Source organism: Litorimonas cladophorae (genome assembly GCF_014652455.1).
Lineage (GTDB): Bacteria > Pseudomonadota > Alphaproteobacteria > Caulobacterales > Maricaulaceae > Litorimonas > Litorimonas cladophorae.
On record NZ_BMYV01000001.1, the window covers coordinates 1,307,318 to 1,327,968 of the forward strand.

The window sequence follows — 20,651 nt, forward strand, 5'->3', positions numbered from 1 at the left end:
CCTAAAGCCTCGGCTTGCATCCGTAAATCCATTTTACCTCACCAATGGCAGGCGTTAGGCCCTACGCATGAGTTCAGGTGTCATAGAGTGGGTTGGAACCCTTGTCCTGCTGGGGGGCCTGCTGTGGCTATCCGTCATTGATTGGCAAACTTACCGCTTACCCAACCCGCTTACAAAATCTCTGATCGCGATTGGCTTGATCTATAATTTCAACGTCGCGCTGGATTTTTACCCTTTCCTCTTGGGCGCCGTTTTGGGCTATGCCTTATTTTGGACTGTCGAAACGGCCTATCGCCTTATCCGAAAACGGGACGGCCTGGGGCGCGGTGATGCAAAATTACTCGCGGTCGGAGGTGCTTGGTGTGGGGCGGTGGCGCTTCCCTTCATCGTCCTGATCGCAAGCAGTACAGCCCTGGCCTTTATCTTAACACAGCCCTCAGAAAACCGACGAGAATTAAAACTTCCATTTGGCCCGTTTCTGGCGGCGGGTATTGCGGTCACTTTCATCGGGTTGAATTTTATTTAATTTGGCAGTTTCGGACCAAGGCTACAGGTCGCAAGCGCTCCCACCCCTCATCAGTCTGCGTGACGATACGCGCAGTTGGGAAGCGCATGCCGTCTGTCATTGCCTCACCTTCACCCAACCGCAATTCAACGCGCTCACCATCGGGATCTGTATAGAGCAATGACGGAAATTCGCTCTGCGCTTTGAGGTCAACTGGCCCTTCGGACGTGTCATAGCGCGCTGTCTGAGCATCCGCGTAAAAAACAAAACTCCGCTTCTCATCCGTTGTCCACCCGTAGAGTGCGCAGGTGTTAGAGCCTCTCTCGGCGTCCCGCGATGCTGTCTTGGCTGTATCACCCAACGTAGGGGCCGGCGTCGTAGTGCAGGCAGATATTGCCAACAACATAAAACTCATCCCTATCCAGCGCATATTCATGACCTAGCGCCAACGCCCTTGTTCTGTCAGCTTAAAATCTCGGCCCGCTCGCGTAAATCCAAAGAGCGGCAAAACCGCATCGGCTTCTGCGCGATCGGTGCGTGCCGTCACATCCGCGCGATAGGTTCCATCGGGAGACAAGCGGATGAATGCCGAAATCGTTTGCTGGGAATCTTGTCCCGTTAAATCCGCTAAAATTGCGCCAGCTTCACAACGAATAGGGCCGCTGAGGTTTGGACCTGTCCATTGAATTGAACCGCCATTACGTTCCAAAACGTCCGTACGCGCTGTTCCTGTTGCGGTTTCACAGCCCGTCTCGGTGAATGTCATTTCAGAAATTTTAGCGGCAACTTCACCTCGCAAACCTTGCAGGCGACCATCTTTAAAGGGGATAGTATTTAAATCTGCTCGGAATTCGGAGTTCTCCAGCTGTGAGCGTCCTACACGTCCAGAAAAATAATTTCGACCATCTCCAGCTTCAATATCAACACGTCCCGCCAATGGCGAAAGATTGTAATTGGCCGCTCCCAAAATCGGAAGTCCTGACACATGGCCGTTCCACAGCGTCCCGCCGAAACTCAGCTCTGGCGCGAGGGACTTTATTTCCGCGGGCATTGCCGTTGGCCCAATCCATGCCAACGGAAGTGCCGAAATAAAGGCAGCGATGCCCCCAAGGGCGGCAGGAAAAATCCAACGTCGCATTCGAATTATCGCGATGGCGCCAGCAGATTGTCAATCTTGGATACCGTTCGACCACTCTGGTTTAGATCCTCAATCCGAATTTGATTCAATCGCTCTTGGGTCAGAGGGCGTGCATCCGCCGCATTTCGAATAATCGTCGGGCGTAGGAACACCATCAAGTTCGTTTTATTTCGCGTGCGTCCCTTGGATTGAAACAACTTTCCGGCGACGGGGATATCGCCCAAAATTGGGACTTTCGCGACATTGACTTGCTCGTCATCCTGCACGAGCCCGCCCAAGACGATGATCTCGCCATCATTGGCCAAAACTGTCGTCGTGATCTCACGCTTATTCAATACAAAATCGCCCGCTGCGGAGGTTAGCACGCCCGAAATAGAGGAAACAATTTGTTCGATTTCCAGACGAACAACGTCGCCATCTGAAATTTGCGGCAGGACATCTAACTGGATACCAACTTCTTGACGCTCGAATGTCCGGAAAGGATTGATATTAGTCCCGCCCAAACTTTCCCCTGTTGTGATCGGAATTTCTTGGCCAACAAGAAATGTTGCGGGCACATTATCCAAGGTCGTGACAAAGGGAGTCGACAAAATATTGCTGTCTTCGTCCGTTTCGAGCGCATTGATGATCAAGCCGAAAAGTGTATCACCACTGTTCCCGCCAACCCCGAATGAACCTCCATCAATACCCGCGATAGAGGAGACCGCTGCCGTCTCAAATGCCGAACGGGTCGTTTCGCTCAAGCCGACGTCATCCGCGCCAATCGCGCCAATGACGTTAAGGAGGTTTCCTGCCTGCCGCGAGAAATTTGATGACAGCAAAGGCACCGTTGACCCGTTAATCCCGCCCAGAGCGAATTGAACGCCCAGTTCCTTGGCAGCATTGTCAGAGATTTCGACAATGATGGCTTCGACGAGGACTTGCGGGCGGCGCTTATCGAGCTGCCGAATGATTTGTTCTAAGTCCGCTTGAACTTGACCTGCAGCGCTGATCACAAGGGTATTTGATCCAGCTTCATACGCGACGGTCGGCGTCGGTTGTCCCTCAATCACATAGGTGGGTAGGAGCTGTTGAATTAGCTCATTGAGGCCTTCTCCGTCTGCAAAGCGCAAGGGCACGACCGAAATCGCGCCGCGGGGAACAGAACTGCCGACATCCATACTCTGAAGTAAAGTCCGCAGCTTCGCAACTTCGCTCGGGGTACCCTCGACAATTAAGCTATTGGTCGCCTCAAGCGCTGCAAGTTTATAAGGAGCCTTTGCCCCACTCAACTGTTTTAGGGCCTCTTGCGCGTCCAACACGGAAAGTTGCGAAAGCTGAATGGTCTCCCGAACATTCCCGCCTTCGCCCATTGCTTCAACAATGGCGCGCGCCTTGCGCAGGTTTTCGGCGAAATCTGTGATAACGATAATGTCGCCATCTGGGTTTGCGGAGACTTGTCCTTGCGAATGCATAACTGGCTTGATGAGGCGGGCGGCTTCCGCAGATTTACCATCTGGGACGCGCAAAATGGTCGTTGCAAATTGACCTTCAATTCCATTGCCCGATACCGATAAAGGGGCATCTTGTGCGGCACCTTGCAGCAAGGTCACCCGATATTCCCCATTGGCGGAGCGAACAACCGTATAGCCATGTACGCGCAAAACTTCCTTAAAAACCGCAAAAACCTGATTCTCATTGAGCGGTTTTTCCGAAACAATATTCACCTTTCCATTCACGCGCGGATCAATGACAAAAGTTCGGCCTGTCACGATCCCCACATTCTCAATGAACACCTTCATATCTACATCTTGCATATTTATGATATGATCATCGGCGGCCCATGCGGGACTCGGCAGGGTCGCAGACAACGCCAAGGCGACGGCAGCGGAAGCAAAAAGTTTTCGGATGGACATGGTCATTGGCCTAAGCGGATCGTAACGGATGAACCATCACGGATAACATCTAAATCTTGTGCAGCACCGGTCGAGATTAACTCGCTGAGCTCTTTAATATTCACACGGTTCGCGTTTAAAAGCACAGGCCCCACGCGCGTCACGATATCCCCAGAGCGAAGCCCATATTTCGAGAGATCAGCGCCAGAGCGCGGCGTGATTTGGTACCCTTGCAGACGGGTTGTGCGGTCCGGCAAAATTTCCAACTGCGGCTTGAGAGAAATCTGTGAGAACAAAGCTTCCGCTTCCGCACGGGTCGGCATTGTCACTGGGGCAACAGGCGCGCGTCCAATCACAGCATTTTCGCCTTTCGGGTCCAGCTTGACGCGTTCCAGTGTCAGCTTCTGCGTTTCCCCATTTACATCCAAAATTACAAACGTCTTTGTCGTGCGGGTCAACGTGACACCACTCATGACCTCATCACCTATCGCGACAGGTTTATCTTTCCCATCCGCGAGACGAAAGACGGCACTGCTATCGGAAACAATGCCTTTTAACTTCAGATTTAGGCTTGTCTCTGGTGCGTCCTCGACAGGTTCCGTTGAAAGCGGCGCGGCCACCTCTCCGAACGAGAAAGGGTCGGATGTAAAATCATAGGCGCGCTTGGATGCAAGAGCGGCCCCGCCGAAATTTGGCGCGATGATTGGATCGGCAGTCCGTAAACTCGACGGACTCGCCACGCCCAAGACTATACGTACAATCAACCAGCCCAACACGGCGACAAGGACGGCACTTCCAGTATTTAAAGCTATGCGAGCAGCCTGCATGTGGTCCTTCTCAAATCAGCCTCTAGAGCTTTCTTTTAAACCATAGCGGGTCAGGTCTGCCAAGGCGACAGCTTATGACGTTACAAAGTGTCAAAGCTGAAAAAACCGATGCAATCGACGATGGACCTGCTAGGACGCCTTAACATCTCCACAGTTTGCATTTCGAGGCTCCCTCATGGACAATTTGATAGATGGTAAGGCCGTTGCCGCCCAAACCCGCGATACGGTCGCCAAAGCGGTCGCAGCCCTCCCAATCACACCAACGCTCGCCGTTGTTCTTGTCGGCGACGATCCCGCCAGCCAAGTCTACGTCCGTAATAAAATCAAATTCACCGAAGAAACGGGCATGCGATCTCTAGAACATCGTTTACCCGCGACAGCCACGCAGGAAGAAGTCGTCGCTATCGTCCGCGCCTTAAATGCTGACGCAGAGGTCGATGGAATTCTTGTGCAGTTACCCCTTCCCGATCATCTCGATTCCAATGCCGTTATCGCAGAAATCGACCCCTCTAAAGACGTTGACGGATTAACCGAGGTCTCGGCAGGCCGCCTTGTCTTGGGTCAACCCGGACTACGGCCCTGCACGCCGACTGGGTCTGTCATTTTGGCCAAAGCGGCGCTGGGTGATTTGACAAGCAAACATTGCGTTGTTCTCGGCCGCTCGATTCTGGTTGGCAAACCCGCCGCGTTGATGTTCCTTGAGCAGAATTGCACCGTAACGATTGCGCATTCGCGTACGGAAAATTTACCGGTTGTCTGCCGAAGCGCCGACATTCTTGTCGCCGCGGTTGGACGCCCAAAAATGGTGAAGAGCGAGTGGGTGAAAGCCGGAGCTTGCGTTATCGACATCGGAATCAACCGTGTTCCCAGTGTAAAGCGTCCAGGTCAATTTCGCCTTGTTGGCGATGTAGATTACAGAAAAGCCCGATCCGTGGCGGGCGCCATCACGCCCGTTCCAGGCGGTGTGGGACCGATGACAATCGCCTGCTTGTTACGAAATACGGTTCTAGCCGCTTGTGACCGACGTGAAATAGACCGCCCAGAGATACTGAAAATTTAGATCAGCGAAGACGCGCGACTTAGGTCGGCGGGGCAATCGCGATGGCAGATACGCTCGTGTTGCGCTCGCGCCAGCTTGGGCGATAGAATTTGTGAAAGCCAATCTTGGCTTTAAACTCGAGCGTTTCGGCCCAATCGGGTTGAATTTCGACCGTATGATAATGCGTCGAATTCTTCGTTAAATCTGGCACAAACCCCGTGAGGGAAACCTGCGCGATCGCTTGCGAGCGTTCCCAAGCTTTGCCCTTGGGCGCGCGATCCATTGATCCGTCACAGGCAAAAGAGAATTGGCAGGCGAAAGGACGATGAGCACCTTCATAGACAACGCCGCAGATCGTGTCGGGATAATGTTTCGACTTCACTCGGTTCTTGACCACATCAGCCACAGCTAGCTGCCCCGAACGCGTTTCAGAGCGGGCCTCATAATAAACGGCTTCCGAAAGACACTTATGTTCAGCCGCGCGTGTTTCTGCCCAGCGACGATGTTCAATGCGGAGCGGAGAAAGCGTTCGAATATCGGACGCATCGCGCAATCTAGGCGTTTTCGTGATGTCGAATTCAATCGCGGCAGTGTCAAAAGCTTGAAAGTCTGCGACGGCTTCCGCCCATACGGCATTGTCACGCTGCGCGGCGGTCTTACCGCTGATCGCAGGAATCGTAGCCGAGACGACTGCAATAGTGGCAATAGCTCCCAGCCAGCCCGATATGTTTTGCACGTTGCGCATAACCCGCGCTCCCTAGCCGATTTTGGCGCCCACACAATGTGTTTCACCGTGAACCGTTGCAAATCACGCGCCTTTTTCGAAGGTTGTGACTCTTTTGCAACGGGTGGCAAGTGATATTACGGCCAAGAAAATCAAGGTTAATCAGCATTAACACTCTGTTTAATAACTGTTTTTCACAATCACACTTTGGAAAATTGAGCTTTTTGGAAGAATTCGCAAACGGGCCTAAAAGGAAAAAATATTGACGAAATCGCCGCCTTTTGGACTGACAACCTTCAATTTCGCCTGTTTTTTGTCCCAATCCACGTCGATAATTCCGTAATTCACCTCAAATTGCATCGGATGCAAACGATATGGGCCGTCCTCCATGTCGGTATTGCCGGCTTCCGCGCGCCATGTGGATTGCGGCAAATTCAAAGACGAAGCCGTGACCTCATAGAGCGGATAATCGGTAATATCATTGCGGCGATAGATGGAACCGGCATGACGATCGCCCGATATAAGAACCACGCCCTCGGCCTGACTGTCGTCGATCAGATCATAGAGCTTTTGGCGCTCTGCCGGCATTGTCCGCCACGCTTCCCAGCCATGGCCATCCGCGTGGACTTGAATAGATGAAACTAGCAGACGCAGCTCTGCAGGCTTTTTCAACTCCGCCGCCAGCCATTTCCATTGGTCATCGCCCAACATCGTCCCGTGCCCACCTTCAAGCGGGACATAACGTTCTTTCCCGGCGGCATTACGTTCATCCGTCGCCTGCAGCTCTGTGCGGAAAAACCGCGTGTCCAACATGATGACTTGTACACGCTGTCCTACGGGACCAATAATCTTCGAAGTATGCACCCCATTACGCTTGCGGCGTTCGTCATTGGCGGGAACGGCCCAAGCATCCAGATATATCTCTTGGGCGAGGTCTTTAAACTGATAATAGGCCCCTGCATCATTCGCGCCATAATCATGGTCATCCCATGTGGTCAGCATCGGCGTCTTGGCGCGGAAATTGGCAAATTCGGGCACCGCGGCCAGCGTGTTATAACTGTCGCGCATCTTGGGCATCGTCGGATCAGTCCAGCGCGGGTCTGACTTATAAGTGTCGCCATAGACATTATCGCCCGTGAACAGGAAAAGATCGGCATTTTCTACAGCGACCTTATTCCAAATTGTCTGATCTTTCGTCTCATCCAAACAGGAGCCGAAAGCAATGCGGGTCAAAGGTTTGGACATATCTAACGGCGCAGACGTCATGGGTGTTACACCCGTTTCAACGGGATCGGAGGTGGATGAAGGCATCGTCGCACAGGCGGCGAGGAAACAAGACGACAGTGCGGCCGTGGCCAAGAGGGAGATTAAATGTTTCATGTCTTTTTCTTAGTCAGCTTCCACGGCGCTGTCATGTCAGATTTCGGACTATTTGTGCTGGGCTCCAGATTTGTCGCATGCCGAAACGCACAGCAAGTCGGCACGACCGAGCAGACACGAGACATTGTCACCCGCCCGTGAGTCGGAATCTTATCTGTGTGCGGCGTCAGGACGAATTGATGCAGCCGCCTTTGGGACCCTCAGACGCCCCTGTGTTTCAGTGACGTCCTGTATCTCTCGGTCTTCAGTTTCTGCTTTGGAAAAATGCCCCGAAGGTCGGGATGTTCACGAGTGTATTCTAGGGTCCAGCGGAACTGGAAAAGCTTGGTTTTGGTTTTCGACCCCGAAGGGACACTCGCGACGACGCCTTTTTCCTGGTGCAATTCTGTTTATTCGGAATCGAAAATTGGGCCAAGGCTGCTCAATTTTCGATGGTTCTATTTTTTGTGAAAACAGAAATGCACGAATCGGCCGAACAACCCAGTCGTGGGGTAATCAGCTCTCGTTAGGCCACCCAACTTCACTGACATTACCCAGTTTCATCCAATGACAGGCGCCGCTTCTTTCCGATCAGGTCAATGTGCACATGACCGCCCGTTGAAAGAAGACAGCTTTAAAATGACATAGAATTTGGCAGCGGGGACGCATCTCTTAGAAAAAATTCAACGCATTGATTTTAAGTGGTATTTCATCACCACTTCATTTTTTAAAACGGGAAGGAGTTTGAAAAGGAAGATTTTGCGGCCACTTCTTCCCTCATAAGGGACCTGTTCTGGTAACAACGAGGGGCGGATTGCCCCACACTTCAACAGACCCGCAGCGCTTGGCACCTATACTGCCCAACGACATCCACCCTATCGTCCCGCCGCTATGTCGCCTATCCCGTCCCCCATGCCCGATCACCTGACACTCATATCTCATACCCAAAAATGGCTTTCTGAGGTCATCATCCACCACGGATTATGCCCCTTCGCGAAACGTGAATATGATGCGGGTCGCATACACTATGCGGTGATTGAGACCGGTGATTTACAAAGCCAGCTTGAGCAAATCATGCTGCAGTGTCTCGCTTTAGATGCGGACCCAGACAGAGAAACGAGCCTTTTGATTTTTCCAACAGCTCTGTCAGATTTCGAAACTTATTTAGATTTATTAGACGTTGCCACGGCCGTGCTAAACGATCAGGGCTATGAGGGCGTCTATCAACTCGCAAGTTTCCATCCGCAATACCGCTTTGACGGCGCGGATGAAAATGACGCCAGCAACTACACAAACCGTTCGCCCTATCCCATGCTACACATCTTGCGTGAGGCGAGTGTAGAGCGCGCAATCAATAACCACCCAAATCCCGAAAAAATCCCAGATCGAAATATCGAACTTACGCGGGCCCTCGGGTTGGACGCGATGCAGGCATCATTGGCGGCGTGTTATAAATAGCTCGAAACGCAGCGATCCACGTTAATTAACTTCTAAAAAGCGTTCACCTGCGAGGGCTCTACCCCTTCGCGCGAATTGCCGCTTGCGCCGCAGACAACTTCGCGATTGGGACGCGATATGGCGAACAGGAGACATAGTTCAGGCCTGCGCGATGGCAGAAATCGATTGAGGATGGATCGCCGCCATGTTCGCCGCAAATGCCGAGCTTGATGTCTGGACGCGTGACGCGTCCACGTTCCACCGCGATTTGGATGAGGTCACCCACACCCTCTTGATCGAGCGAGACAAACGGGTCTTTTTCAACAATTCCAGCCGCGACATAATCAGGCAAGAACCGGCCCGCATCATCGCGGGACAGACCAAAGGTTGTCTGTGTCAGATCATTGGTTCCAAAGCTGAAGAACTCTGCAAACTCCGCAATATCGCCCGCACGTAGAGCGGCGCGTGGCAGCTCGATCATCGTTCCGACAACGTAATCAGATGTGCCGATTTCTGCGGCAATCGCGTCGATACGACCCTTAAGAATTTCAAGCTCTTTAGCGGAGGACACCAATGGGATCATGATCTCTGCGATGGGGTGCGTGCCTGTTTCGTCTGCGACCATTTTCTGCGCTTGGAAAATTGCGCGCGCCTGCATCTCGTAGATTTCAGGGTAGGAAATGCCGAGGCGACACCCGCGATGGCCAAGCATGGGGTTGCTCTCTTGGAGCTCATGCGCACGACGCATCAGCTCACGTGCTGGGACGCCGATTTCCTTGGCGACGGACTCAATGTCCTTTTCCGTATGTGGCAAGAACTCATGCAATGGTGGGTCGAGCAAACGAATAGTGCTCGGCAAATCACCCATAATGCGGAAAATCGCCGCGAAGTCGTCGCGCTGAACGGGCAGGATTTTCTCCAGCGCCATCTCGCGACCTTCTTTATGTTCGGCCAAAATCATCTCGCGGAAATTGGCGAGGCGGTCAGCTTCGAAGAACATGTGTTCCGTGCGGCAGAGGCCGATGCCTTCCGCGCCAAAATCGACAGCGGTTTGAACGTCCATAGGTGTTTCGGCATTGGTCCGAATACCCAAGGTGCGGGCCTCGTCAGCCCATTCCATAATCTTGCCAAAGTCGCCCGAAAGCTCAGGTTGGACCATATCAACTGCGCCAGCGAAGACTTGCCCTGTTGCGCCATCGACGGTGACAATATCGCCTGCTTTGACGATGCGGCCTGCGACGGAGAATTCTTGCGCCTCATAATCAATGCGAATGCCGCCAGCGCCCGACACACAAGGTGTGCCCATGCCGCGCGCGACCACGGCCGCGTGAGAGGTCATGCCCCCACGTGCGGTGACAATGGCTTCGGCCGCATGCATGCCATGAATATCTTCAGGCGATGTTTCGATACGCACCAAAATGACTTTATGGCCCGCTTTGGCTTTGGCTTCGGCTTCGTCGGAATTGAACACAACTTCGCCAATGGCTGCACCCGGAGAGGCAGGCAAACCCATCGCGATAATATCGCGCGGCGCATCAGGATTAAGTGTCGGATGGAGAAGTTGATCCAGCGCGAGCGGGTCAATCCGCATCAGGGCTTCGTCACGCGTAATTTGCCCCGTTTCGGCCATATCCACGGCGATCTTCACCGCCGCACGGGCTGTGCGTTTCCCAGTGCGGGTTTGTAACATCCAAAGCACGCCCTCCTCTACCGTGAACTCAATATCCTGCATGTCGCGGTAATGGTTTTCCAGCGTGACGAAAGTCTCGGCCAACTGCCCGTAAACTTCGGGTAGCGCCTCTTCCATCGACAGCGCGGTTTCGCCCATCTCTTCGCGCGCTTTTTTCGTCAGGGTTTGCGGCGTGCGGATACCCGCGACCACATCTTCGCCTTGCGCGTTGATCAGAAACTCGCCGTAATATTCGTTTTCGCCCGTGGACGGGTCGCGGGTGAAGGCCACGCCTGTCGCGGAGGTTTCGCCCATATTGCCAAAGACCATGGCTTGGACATTTACGGCTGTGCCCCAAGCGGCAGGAATGTCATTCAGGCGGCGGTAGACACAGGCGCGGTCGTTCATCCAACTACCAAAAACAGCGTCCACAGCGCCTTGCAGTTGGTCCTGTGGGTCTTGCGGGAAATCCCGACCCAGCGCGCGTTTCGTCGCCTCTTTGAACTGGCCAATAACGGTTTCCCAGTCGCTTGCCGTCATCTCTGTGTCGAGCATATAGCCTTGATCATCTTTATGATTTTCAAGGATATCTTCGTAAGTGTGGTGGTGCACACCCAACACCACGTCGGCATACATGGTGATGAAACGGCGGTAGCTATCGAGGGCGAAACGGCGATCGCCAGAGAGTTTTGCGAGGCCTTCGACGGTTTCGTCATTCAAGCCCAAGTTCAGGACGGTGTCCATCATGCCAGGCATAGAGGCCCGTGCGCCAGAGCGTACAGAGACGAGCAGCGGGTTTGACGCATCGCCAAAGACTTTGCCTGTGATCTTTTCAACCTGCGCCAGACCGTCCGCGATTTGCGCGTCCATATCTTCGGGATAGGTTTCGTTATTCTCGTAATAGGAGGTGCAGACATCCGTCGTCAGCGTAAACCCGGGTGGCACGGGCAAACCGAGACTGGCCATTTCAGCCAAATTCGCGCCTTTGCCGCCCAAAAGGTTTTTCATGGACGTGTCGCCTTCGGCTTTTCCGCCGCCGAATGCGTATACCCATTTTGTCATGACAGTCCCTCGTCTTTGCGCCCCACGCCTCTCACAGACGAGAAGCTTGGTGTAAACAAACAGACTTGAGTCTTGGGGGTTTAGCCCTGAATAGCCTCAAAATCTGCTATCTGTCGCGACGTATCACTAATCATGCCAAGAAGTCGAAGGTTGTTATCTTTGACAGCGGTGTCATCTGAAATAATTTGCGTGTCTGTGAAAAACGCATCGATTGGTATGCGCAGACCCGCAAGACTGGTTAGGGCCTTTGCGTAGTCCTCTGATTCCAAAGCCTTAGAGATGGCGGGTTTGGCCGCAGTCAGCGCATCAAACAGGGCTGCGCCCTGTTCGTCGGACGGCCGATTCGCCGCGCCAGATGGCAGCTCACCCTTTTTGGCTTCCGCTTTCAGAATGTTTGCCGCGCGTTTATACCCCGCTAGAAGGTCTTCGCCCTCGGGTGTGGAGAGGAAAGATTGGAGCGCATTCACGCGATTGACGATGGCGACGAGGTCGTCTTGGCCTTCAGTCAGAGCCGCGTCGATAATGTCATGACCCATACCTTGATCACGGAGATAGACTTTTAGGCGGTCTAGGATGAAGGTGAGCAGGCTAGGTATTACAAGCACAACATCTGAATTTTCAAATTCTCTCGATGGACTACCGTCCAGAAGAGTTTTCAGTGTATCTATTTCCACGAGAAGTTTTTGTATCACCACAGTGTTTTCACGACTATCAGTTCTGCTTTTGGAGTCCGCCCAACCTGTTGCCGCTTTATTCTGTGATAATTGCATCTTTAATTGAATTAGATGTTTAATAGTCACGTCAATGAGAGAAATTCGGACATCATTCTCCAAAATAATACGAACCACGCCCAGCGCCGCCCGTCTCAGCGCAAACGGATCTTTGCTGCCTGTTGGCTTTTCATCAATCGCCCAGAACCCGACCAATGTGTCGAGTTTATCAGCTAGCGCCACGGCGATGGCGACGGGGTCGGTTGGGACGTCGTCGCTGGGGCCTTGCGGTTTATAATGCTCTTCAATCGCAGTGGCGACGGATGCGTTTCCGCCTTCGCGTTCAAACATCAAACGTCCGATTTGCCCTTGTAGCGAGGTCGCCTCAATCACGGTTTGCGTCACCAGATCACATTTGGCGAGCTTGGCCGCTTGTTCTGCCAAATCCGGATCAGCGTCCACTTTGGCCGCGAGGTCACGCGCCAGCGCCGCAACCCGTTCGGCTTTGTCTTTGATCGTCCCAAGTTTCTTATGGAACACAACCGTGTCGAGTTTCTCGTAATAGTCGATCAGGTTTTTCTTCGCATCTTCGGTTTGGAAGAACACAGCATCAGACAGGCGCGCAGAAATGACTTTGCCATTCCCCGCCTTGATCGCTTCTCCGCCATCGGGCGCGATTTGGTTTGCGACGATGATGTAATGCGCCGCGAGCTTTCCAGTTTTGGGATCACGTACAGTAAATGTCTTTTGATGCGATTTCAGTGTCAAGCGAATGACTTCATCGGGCAGGTTCAAGAAATCTGCATCCATATCGCCAAACAAAACAACAGGCCATTCGGTCAGACCCGCAACTTCATTGAGCAAGCCTTCATCCTCGACCAATTCCAGACCTTTATCCGCGCAAAGCTCTGACGCATTCGACAATATCACGGCTTTGCGGTCCTCATGCGACAGCATGACATGACCCGCCTGTTCCAACTGGGATCGATAATTCTCGAATGTCGAAACGGCATAAGGCCCCGGCCCGTGGCGACGATGGCCGATAGTTGTATTGGACGAGGTAATCCCGCCGACCTCAAGGTGAACCACTTCCATCTGAAACAGGACCAGCAGACCACGCAAAGGCCGCACCCAACGGAAATTCGATCCGCCCGATTTCATCGACTTCGGCCACGGAAAATTCGCCATGACGTCAGGGATTAGGGCCTGCAGGATCGCACGCGTATCTTGTCCCGAATTTTGAATAACGGCGACATAATATTCGCCTTTTTTCGGGTCCGTCCGCGTTTCCGCCTCCGAAATATCGGAGAGACCGGCGGCTTTCAGGAAACCCTCAAGCGCGCGCTCAGGCGAGCCCACGCGTGGACCTTTGCGAATGTCCGTCACATCAGGCGAGCGCACGGGCAGGTCCGCCACGAAAGTCAGGCGGCGCGGGCCCGTCAGAACGCGGATATTTTCAACGGTCAGGCCCGCTTTCGTGAGGCCAGCGACCATCAGTTTTTGCAAGTCAGCCCCCGCCCGCACCTGCATACGCGCAGGAATTTCTTCGGAGAGGATTTCAAAAAGGAATTCAGCCATTACGCGGCTCCCTCTATCTCTGCCGAGGTTTTTTCACTCGCCGCATAAGCTTCCGCACTGCCCTTTGCCAAATTGCGTACGCGTTTGATATATTCTTGGCGTTGCGTTGGGGACACGACGCCGCGCGCGTCTAGCATATTGAACAAATGCGAGGCTTTTAACGCGTGCTCATAAGCGGGCAGCGGCAGTGGATTGTCGAGCGCGAGGAGCGCCTTACATTCGGCTTCGGCAAATTCAAAACGTGCGCGAATTTTTTCCACGTCGGAATGTTCGAAATTATAGGTCGACTGTTCAACTTCATTGCGGTGGAACACATCGCCGTAACTCACACCATGATCATTATAGGGCAGATCATAGACGTTATCGACGTCGAACACATACATGGCGAGGCGCTCTAAACCGTAAGTCAATTCGCCCGAGACAAGATCAAGGTCTTGGCCGCCGACTTGTTGGAAATATGTATATTGGCTGACTTCCATACCGTCACACCAGACTTCCCAGCCCAGGCCCCAAGCGCCCACCGTGGGGTTTTCCCAGTCATCTTCGACAAAGCGGATATCATGCAAATCGCGATCAATGCCGATGGCATCGAGACTGCCAAGATAGAGTTCCTGTAGGTTCTCTGGGTTCGGCTTCATGATGACTTGGAACTGGTAATAATGCTGCAAGCGGTTCGGGTTTTCCCCGTAGCGACCATCGGCAGGACGACGCGACGGTTGCACATAGGCGCAATTCCAAGGCTTCGGCCCAAGCGAGCGCAGCACCGTCGCAGGATGCAATGTCCCTGCCCCGACTTCGGTATCAAATGGCTGGAGGATCACACAGCCCTGCTCGGCCCAATAGGCTTGCAGTGTCAGGATCAATCCTTGGAAGGAGGACGGTTTTTTTGTTTCGGCGGTCATGGGGCGCGTTCTACGGAATCACGGGAAAAGCGCAAGTTTGAAAGACGCCTTACCTAAATTGTTAGAAACCTAAATTAGGGCTATGATTGTAACCGGATTTTCAGACCTCTCGGCTATGTCTGAGGCATGAAAGAAACAAGTTTCATCGGAAAATTGATCTGCGCTGCGGGTTTGGCGGCGCTTTTGGGATTGGGCCTGTCATCCTCTATCGCGGCGCTTCTAACGGGAAGCGAAGCGACAGAGCTTCAAATCTTCTGCGTGAGTGGCGGCTTGGGCCTCGTCGCAGCCGTGATTGGCGGATATTTGGGTTGGGTACATTCGCAACTCATCGTCACAGGGGCGATTTTTTCGACAATAACCAATGCGGTTTTAGGTATATTCTCGATCTAAACCATCCTTCGGCAGCGTTTGGAAAACATTAGAAGTTAGCCATGGTCACATCAAAAACATTTCGAAGATCTATAATCGCCGTATTGGTTTCGGCTGTCTTCGGCTGTGTTGGGGCGGTAGGCTTTGAGGTATTGCTAGAGCTTAGTCGTTGGGAATTTGTCTCTCGTGACTATAAAGCTGGACTCTGGGTTTCTGATCTCGCTCTAGTTCTTGGATTGCTTCTGGCCATCTTCGGCGGGTGTTGGGGTTGGAAAGACGCGGGTGTTTTTCGCGATCTAATTCTAGTTGATTTCGTCGACTGGATTCGAAGTCTCTGGAAATCGCCTTAAACTGCCATTAAATCCCGCTCCATACCCGCGAGGCTCAACTGACGCCGTGCGGCGCTCTCATCCTCGTCCACAACCATCAGGCGGCGAGGAATCATGATGCCAGGCTCCAAAACGCTCATATTTTGGTCGAGCACAAAATATTCAATTTTGGCTTCGGTCAGGATTGCCTCCGCAAAATTAAGCGTGGCGGGATTATTCGTCGTCAGAATGTTTTTCATACACTCTACCTAAGGCGCTGTTGTCATTCTACAAGTCCACGACCTTGCGCACACAGGTACAATTGGACGCGAGGCCTACGTTTTTAGCCCTTGCATATGTGCAAAGCCGCCATGTGCGACGTGGAAACGGCTTGCGGCGCTCCATCGCGCGCCCTACGTAAGGCACATAGAAATAAAGGTGGTCTCCCCCTCACGTGAATGCGCCCGCTCAAATACGCCAAGATGCAGCCCTCTCCCCGGCACAGACCCTTTGGGACCTGACGGGCGACGATATGGGAGCCGTTGACGCTCTCATCCTCGAGCGGATGCAGTCCTCCGTCGGGATGATCCCTGACCTTGCCCAGCATTTAGTTGGTGCAGGTGGAAAACGCTTGCGGCCTTTGCTGACCGTTACGGCCGCGCAGCTCTGTAATTATGAAGGCGACGCCCATCACAAGCTGGCCGCCGCTGTTGAATTTATTCACTCTGCCACATTGCTTCATGATGATGTGGTGGATGAAAGCGCGCTGCGTCGCGGTAAAAAGCCGGCGAATCTGATCTGGGGAAATAGCGCGTCGATCTTGGTCGGTGATTTCCTCTTTGCCCGCGCCTTCAACCTGATGGTTGAAACGGGATCAATGGAAGCGCTCGGTATTTTATCCAATGCGTCCTCCGTCATTGCCGAAGGCGAAGTGCAACAACTCGCGGCACTGCGTAACCTTGCGATGACGGAAGCCGACTATATGCGCGTGATTGAGGCCAAAACAGCGGCTCTTTTCGCCGCGGCAACTGAAGTCGCGCCCGTGATCGCACAGCGCCCTGTCGCAGAACGTGATGCTTTGCGCGAATATGGTCTCAAGCTGGGGCTCGCTTTTCAGCTCGTTGATGACGCGCTAGATTACGGCGGCATGGCGAGCGCCTTGGGTAAATCCGTCGGGGATGATTTCCGCGAAGGTAAAATGACACTGCCCGTGATCCGCTCTCTGCAAACGGCCTCGGACGATGACAAAGCCTTTTGGCGTCGCGTCATTGTCGATCACGATCAAAAAGACGTCGATCTGGAAAAGGCTGTATCCATGCTGCGCACATCGGGCGCTCTGGAATCCACCATGGAGTTAGCGAAGCAATATTCGCAAGACGCCGCAGACGCGCTGGATGTTTTCCAGCAGTCGTCGCTGCGCGATACCCTCAAAGATTTGGCTGGGTTCGTCGTCGCGCGGATTAGCTAGACGCTAATGATCTGGCCTGCGACTATCTAGGCCACGGCTGATGAGAATATAGGCTGTTACACTCGCCCCCAATAACATCAGCGGCACATGGATGCGGTCAAACCAGCCTTTGGCCGCCCCGATCACAACGATGTTTGCGCAGATCAACGCAGCCAGAGCATAAAATCCGCTGACGGCCAAATGCCCGCGCCCGCTTCGGATCAGCCGTTGGTAAAGATGCGTATTGTGAGCTTGCAGAATGTTCTCACGCTTTCGCACCCGTCGAACCAAGGTCAGCAAGACATCCACGAGCAGCGGCAAAATCAGGATAGGCCCGACGAGGTGAAACGTCCTTCCTGAGGTTTCGGCGACCAGAAACAGAATCGTAACAGCGAAAAGAAACCCGATACTCAACGAGCCTACATCTCCCGAAAAGACGCGCGCTTCCTGCCGTAAATTATAAGGCAAAAACCCTAGAAGCGCCATAAGCGCCAGGGCCGACAAAAGCAGTGTTGTGGGTGATCCGCTAATCAATCCGACGCCGAAAAGCGCGAAATTTGCAATCGTCATCGTCAGGCCCATTAACCCGTTCGCACCATCCATGAAGTTGATAGCGTTCATGACCACAAAGATCCAAAGCACAGCGCCGCCAAAGCCTAGCGCTGGATGCAGGGGAATGGGTCTATCCAAAAAAGGAAGTGTCACGGGCGGACCTATCGACCAAACGGCCGCACCACAGATCACCAGCATCACCCCAAATTTCAATTTGGGACCTAAGGTCATCGCGTCATCGACGAGGCCCAAAAAACCAACGGCAAAGAGAAGCGCCATGACGGGCGCAAACCCGATACCCAATTTGAGGCTTGGAAATAAAAGCGCGACGCCGCAGAGCGCTAATCCGAAACTTGTGATGATGCCCAGACCGCCAGAGGTTGGAACGACGCCGCTATGAGCAGATCGGCCATCTGAGGCGTCGCCCAAACCCGCAATGGACATAAAGCCCGTGACGGCGAGGCTTGCGAAGAAAGCCAAGGCCCCGACCTGCGCCCAAAGCCATATGTTCTGCGCCAACATTAGGCCGCGTCACCTAGGCGACAATCGCGGACCCACCAGTCAGGGTGCGCCGCTTCAATTGCTTGCGCGACGGCTTGGGCTTGTGCGTCTGACCGAAAAATCCCGAAACATGTCGCGCCCGAGCCTGACATACGTGCCAGCTCGCACCCCGCTTGCTGCGATAAGGCACGCAGAACATCCGCAATAATAGGAGCTTGGGAAATAGCGGCGTCTTGCATGTCGTTCTCGCCCACTAAAGCGCGGGACAACAAATCTCCAGACAGAGAGGTTTGACGCGGCTGCGCGGCGCGCGGCGTCCTGTCCATTGCGCGAAAAATTGCACCTGTCGATACGGCGACACCTGGATTGACCAAGACCGCCGATAATTGCCCTAGCCCAGACAGGGGTACCACGGTTTCGCCAATTCCAGACATCATCGCGGTTTTAGACAGACGACAGACGGGAACATCTGCGCCCAATTTGAAGGCTAAGTCACGATCCGAAATATCGGAATTAAAAACGCGCAAAACGGCACCTGCATTGGCGCTCCCACCGCCGAGCCCGGCTGAAATTGGAAGTTCTTTGTCCAAGATAATATGATGCGACGCAGCCTTCGCCAGCCCCATAGCCCTCAGAATTAAATTTGACCCGTCAGTGGGCAGGTCATCCGCCCCCCGGATCGTGAGTTTCGTGTCTCCGCTGGGCTCAAACCATAATCGATCACCAAAATCCGCGAAAACCACGAGACTATCCAAGGGATGATAACCGTCGTCTCTAGCCGCCCCAACATGAAGCGTTAAATTGACTTTCGCCCGCGCGATCTCCGTATGCGTTTCCGCCCCTGACATGGGATTATGGCGCAGGTTTTGCGGTGACTGGCACGGCCTCTAGGCCGCCTTCTAACTTGATCTTGATCGTCGCGCGCTCGTCGTCAGTCGGATCAAACTCAAGTGCACGTTTCCACTGAAATCCAGCTTCACGTTTACGCCCAAGTTTATAATAGACATCGCCCAAATGGTCGATGATGGTTGCCGATGATGGGGACAAAGCGACGGCATCTTCTAGCTTTTCCCGCGCGTCCTGATACTGGCCCAATTTGTAATGTGCCCAACCAAGACTGTCCACAATGGCGCCCGATTGCGGTTCTTGTTTCACGGCTTCACGGATCATATCGAAAGCTTCTTCAAGGTTTTCGCCGCGATCCACCCAAGTATATCCTAAATAATTCAGCGTATCGACATCGTCAGGAACGAGCGCCAAAACACGTTTGAAATCCGCTTCGGCCTCTGGCCAGCGGTCCAAGCGTTCATAGATGATGGCGCGAAACCGAAGCGGTTCAACGTTGGCCGTTATTTCCTCATCCGACATAGAGTCGACGAGGGCTTTATAGAACGGCAAAGCCTCAGCATAGTTTTCACGAAAGAACCGTGCGCGGCCTAAACTTTCGCGGGTCAGAACGCTTTGCTCACGTTCGTTCAACGCCTCCAAAACCTCGATGGCTTTGTCGTCCTCTTCTCGATTGAAATAGATGTTAGCGATGTTCAGTCGCGCCGACACATAATAGGGATCATCTTCCCCCATGACACGGTATAGATCATAGGCATTATCTTGTCCGATTTCACCTTGGTCTTCGAGTATGGAGCCCAGCCAAATAGAGGCCTTTGTATTTTTCGGATCAATATGATGCGCAAAACGCAGGTAAAGTTCCGCTCCGTCAATTGATCGATTTCTGGCAAAATAACCAAATGCAGGATCTGTCACGGCCCGCGCGGCCTCGCCTTTGATACTGATACGGGGTAGCGGTTTACCCGCCTTCAATCGCTTTAAATAAAACCCCACCGGTCCAATCGAAAGCCCCTCATTTTCGGCGAGAACGTCTTCGAGAGCAGTGATCGCGTCGGGCTGCCGATTGGCTTGATCCAATATCCTCGCACGTGTCAACAACGCCTCAATGCCAGATACGCCTGTCTCATCGACGGCGTCTAATCGTTCTAGAGCTAAATCTATTTCGCCTTCCAGCGCATCTAACTTTGCGAGCTGTAGCTCGGAAAAGGCTTCAAAATATTCACTTCCGCCGAAATTAGCGAAGGTTTCTCGCGCCCCGTCATAGTCCTTTTGTCCAGCCTCAGCCCAGCCTCGGACCAATTGCATCATCGGCGTCATAATGACGTCGTTGGAACGTCCAGAGAAATATTTAATTGTGAGTTTGTTTTTGCCCCGTTGAAAGGCGTCTACACCTAAAACCGCGCGCGCCATGGCCTCGGTTTTGTCAGCCTTACGCAGTCTTTCCGACAGTTTTACTGCGCCCGCCATATCGCCCGTTTCGATGGCAGAAACGATAGCGCGACGCCCAATCCGTGTATCGGTTGGCTCCTGAAGAAAAGCATTCGTGAAATATTTTTGTTGCGCAGCGCGGTCTTCAATTTTCTGCGCGTAAGTGCCCGCCAGATAATTCCCGTAAAGACTGGAGAGGTCCGATGTATCTGGTGCCGCGGTTGCGCCGGCGTAACATGAAAGCGCCAAAATAGACGTAAGGGTCAGAGAAATCAGGCGATGTTTCATGACATCTTTCTGCGGCGAACGCGGGGCATATCGAGTGATGAAGGGGCTCACCTTCATCACAATTATCGGAAGCGATCAGAAGACCGCA

The 20,651-nt window shown here is 53.2% G+C and carries 20 protein-coding genes; 7 read left to right on the plus strand and 13 right to left on the minus strand.

Features of this window, described 5'->3' with window-relative positions; translation table 11 throughout:
- Positions 1–67 precede the first annotated feature (67 nt).
- Positions 68–526 carry a prepilin peptidase gene (locus tag IE073_RS06225; protein ID WP_189582779.1) on the plus strand — a complete coding sequence of 153 codons (459 nt, stop codon included), beginning with the start codon at positions 68–70 and terminating at the stop codon, positions 524–526.
- On the opposite strand, the gene IE073_RS06230 is transcribed toward IE073_RS06225, so the two are convergent.
- Genes IE073_RS06230 through IE073_RS06245 form a run of 4 tightly spaced genes read right to left on the minus strand, consistent with a single transcriptional unit; the run spans position 519 to position 4,344 of the window.
- The gene (locus tag IE073_RS06230) at positions 519–911 is read right to left on the minus strand and encodes a hypothetical protein (RefSeq protein WP_189582782.1); all 393 of its coding nucleotides are present in this window, start codon (positions 909–911) and stop codon (positions 519–521) included. The two genes, IE073_RS06225 and IE073_RS06230, sit on opposite strands and share 8 nt — an antisense overlap.
- A gap of 33 nt (positions 912–944) precedes the next feature.
- Positions 945–1,643 carry a type II secretion system protein N gene (gene gspN / locus IE073_RS06235; protein ID WP_189582785.1) on the minus strand — a complete coding sequence of 233 codons (699 nt, stop codon included), beginning with the start codon at positions 1,641–1,643 and terminating at the stop codon, positions 945–947.
- Positions 1,644–1,648: 5 nt separating this feature from the next.
- Positions 1,649–3,538: a secretin GspD/PilQ domain-containing protein gene (locus tag IE073_RS06240; protein WP_189582788.1), complete on the minus strand. Its 1,890-nt coding sequence runs from the start codon at positions 3,536–3,538 to the stop codon at positions 1,649–1,651.
- Positions 3,539–3,540: 2 nt separating this feature from the next.
- Positions 3,541–4,344 (minus strand): type II secretion system protein N, encoded by an 804-nt coding sequence (locus IE073_RS06245; RefSeq protein ID WP_189582793.1) that lies wholly within the window; start codon positions 4,342–4,344, stop codon positions 3,541–3,543.
- 175 nt (positions 4,345–4,519) lie between these two features.
- On the opposite strand from IE073_RS06245, the gene folD reads away from it, so the two are divergent.
- Entirely contained in the window at positions 4,520–5,404 is an 885-nt protein-coding gene (folD, locus tag IE073_RS06250) for a bifunctional methylenetetrahydrofolate dehydrogenase/methenyltetrahydrofolate cyclohydrolase FolD (RefSeq protein WP_189582796.1), read from the plus strand.
- 19 nt (positions 5,405–5,423) lie between these two features.
- Here folD and IE073_RS06255 read toward each other — a convergent pair whose 3' ends face one another.
- Both IE073_RS06255 and IE073_RS06260 read right to left on the minus strand, forming a co-directional pair.
- A complete protein-coding gene (locus IE073_RS06255; protein ID WP_189582799.1) occupies positions 5,424–6,128 on the minus strand; it encodes a cell wall hydrolase in 705 nt (234 codons plus the stop codon).
- Positions 6,129–6,353: 225 nt separating this feature from the next.
- Positions 6,354–7,487: an alkaline phosphatase D family protein gene (locus tag IE073_RS06260; RefSeq protein ID WP_189582805.1), complete on the minus strand. Its 1,134-nt coding sequence runs from the start codon at positions 7,485–7,487 to the stop codon at positions 6,354–6,356.
- Between IE073_RS06260 and IE073_RS14130 the strand changes: the two genes are divergently transcribed.
- Both IE073_RS14130 and IE073_RS06265 read left to right on the plus strand, forming a co-directional pair.
- Positions 7,479–7,628 carry a hypothetical protein gene (locus IE073_RS14130; protein WP_233349862.1) on the plus strand — a complete coding sequence of 50 codons (150 nt, stop codon included), beginning with the start codon at positions 7,479–7,481 and terminating at the stop codon, positions 7,626–7,628. The genes IE073_RS06260 and IE073_RS14130 overlap by 9 nt on opposite strands.
- Positions 7,629–8,378: 750 nt before the next feature.
- On the plus strand, positions 8,379–8,924 hold the full coding sequence (locus IE073_RS06265; RefSeq protein WP_189582807.1) for a DUF1415 domain-containing protein: 546 nt from the start codon (positions 8,379–8,381) through the stop codon (positions 8,922–8,924).
- A 58-nt stretch (positions 8,925–8,982) separates the two neighbouring features.
- Here the strand turns inward: IE073_RS06265 and ppdK are convergent, their stop codons facing one another.
- The 3 genes from ppdK to IE073_RS06280 form a co-directional block, all read right to left on the minus strand.
- Positions 8,983–11,634 carry a pyruvate, phosphate dikinase gene (ppdK, locus tag IE073_RS06270; RefSeq protein WP_189582809.1) on the minus strand — a complete coding sequence of 884 codons (2,652 nt, stop codon included), beginning with the start codon at positions 11,632–11,634 and terminating at the stop codon, positions 8,983–8,985.
- Positions 11,635–11,714: 80 nt separating this feature from the next.
- Entirely contained in the window at positions 11,715–13,922 is a 2,208-nt protein-coding gene (glyS, locus tag IE073_RS06275) for a glycine--tRNA ligase subunit beta (RefSeq protein WP_189582811.1), read from the minus strand.
- Positions 13,922–14,824 carry a glycine--tRNA ligase subunit alpha gene (locus IE073_RS06280; protein WP_189582813.1) on the minus strand — a complete coding sequence of 301 codons (903 nt, stop codon included), beginning with the start codon at positions 14,822–14,824 and terminating at the stop codon, positions 13,922–13,924. Before IE073_RS06280 ends, glyS begins: the two co-directional genes overlap by 1 nt.
- Positions 14,825–14,950: 126 nt before the next feature.
- Here IE073_RS06280 and IE073_RS06285 point away from each other — a divergent pair, with 126 nt between their 5' ends.
- On the plus strand, positions 14,951–15,214 hold the full coding sequence (locus tag IE073_RS06285; protein ID WP_189582815.1) for a hypothetical protein: 264 nt from the start codon (positions 14,951–14,953) through the stop codon (positions 15,212–15,214).
- Positions 15,215–15,255: 41 nt separating this feature from the next.
- On the plus strand, positions 15,256–15,543 hold the full coding sequence (locus IE073_RS06290) for a hypothetical protein (RefSeq protein WP_189582817.1): 288 nt from the start codon (positions 15,256–15,258) through the stop codon (positions 15,541–15,543).
- Here IE073_RS06290 and IE073_RS06295 read toward each other — a convergent pair.
- Entirely contained in the window at positions 15,540–15,761 is a 222-nt protein-coding gene (locus IE073_RS06295; protein WP_189582820.1) for a putative signal transducing protein, read from the minus strand. The two genes, IE073_RS06290 and IE073_RS06295, sit on opposite strands and share 4 nt — an antisense overlap.
- Before the next feature lie 194 nt (positions 15,762–15,955).
- Here IE073_RS06295 and IE073_RS06300 point away from each other — a divergent pair, with 194 nt between their 5' ends.
- Positions 15,956–16,969, plus strand: coding sequence for a polyprenyl synthetase family protein (locus tag IE073_RS06300; protein ID WP_233349864.1), 1,014 nt, complete (start codon positions 15,956–15,958; stop codon positions 16,967–16,969).
- Positions 16,970–16,972: 3 nt separating this feature from the next.
- Here IE073_RS06300 and IE073_RS06305 read toward each other — a convergent pair whose 3' ends face one another.
- The 3 genes from IE073_RS06305 to IE073_RS06315 are packed head-to-tail and all read right to left on the minus strand — an operon-like array spanning position 16,973 to position 20,563.
- Positions 16,973–18,022 carry an MraY family glycosyltransferase gene (locus IE073_RS06305; protein ID WP_189582823.1) on the minus strand — a complete coding sequence of 350 codons (1,050 nt, stop codon included), beginning with the start codon at positions 18,020–18,022 and terminating at the stop codon, positions 16,973–16,975.
- The gene (locus tag IE073_RS06310; RefSeq protein ID WP_189582826.1) at positions 18,022–18,849 is read right to left on the minus strand and encodes a 4-(cytidine 5'-diphospho)-2-C-methyl-D-erythritol kinase; all 828 of its coding nucleotides are present in this window, start codon (positions 18,847–18,849) and stop codon (positions 18,022–18,024) included. The genes IE073_RS06305 and IE073_RS06310 overlap by 1 nt, the downstream gene beginning before the upstream one ends.
- Positions 18,850–18,853: 4 nt before the next feature.
- Positions 18,854–20,563 (minus strand): tetratricopeptide repeat protein, encoded by a 1,710-nt coding sequence (locus IE073_RS06315; RefSeq protein ID WP_189582829.1) that lies wholly within the window; start codon positions 20,561–20,563, stop codon positions 18,854–18,856.
- Between the last annotated feature and the right edge of the window lie 88 nt (positions 20,564–20,651).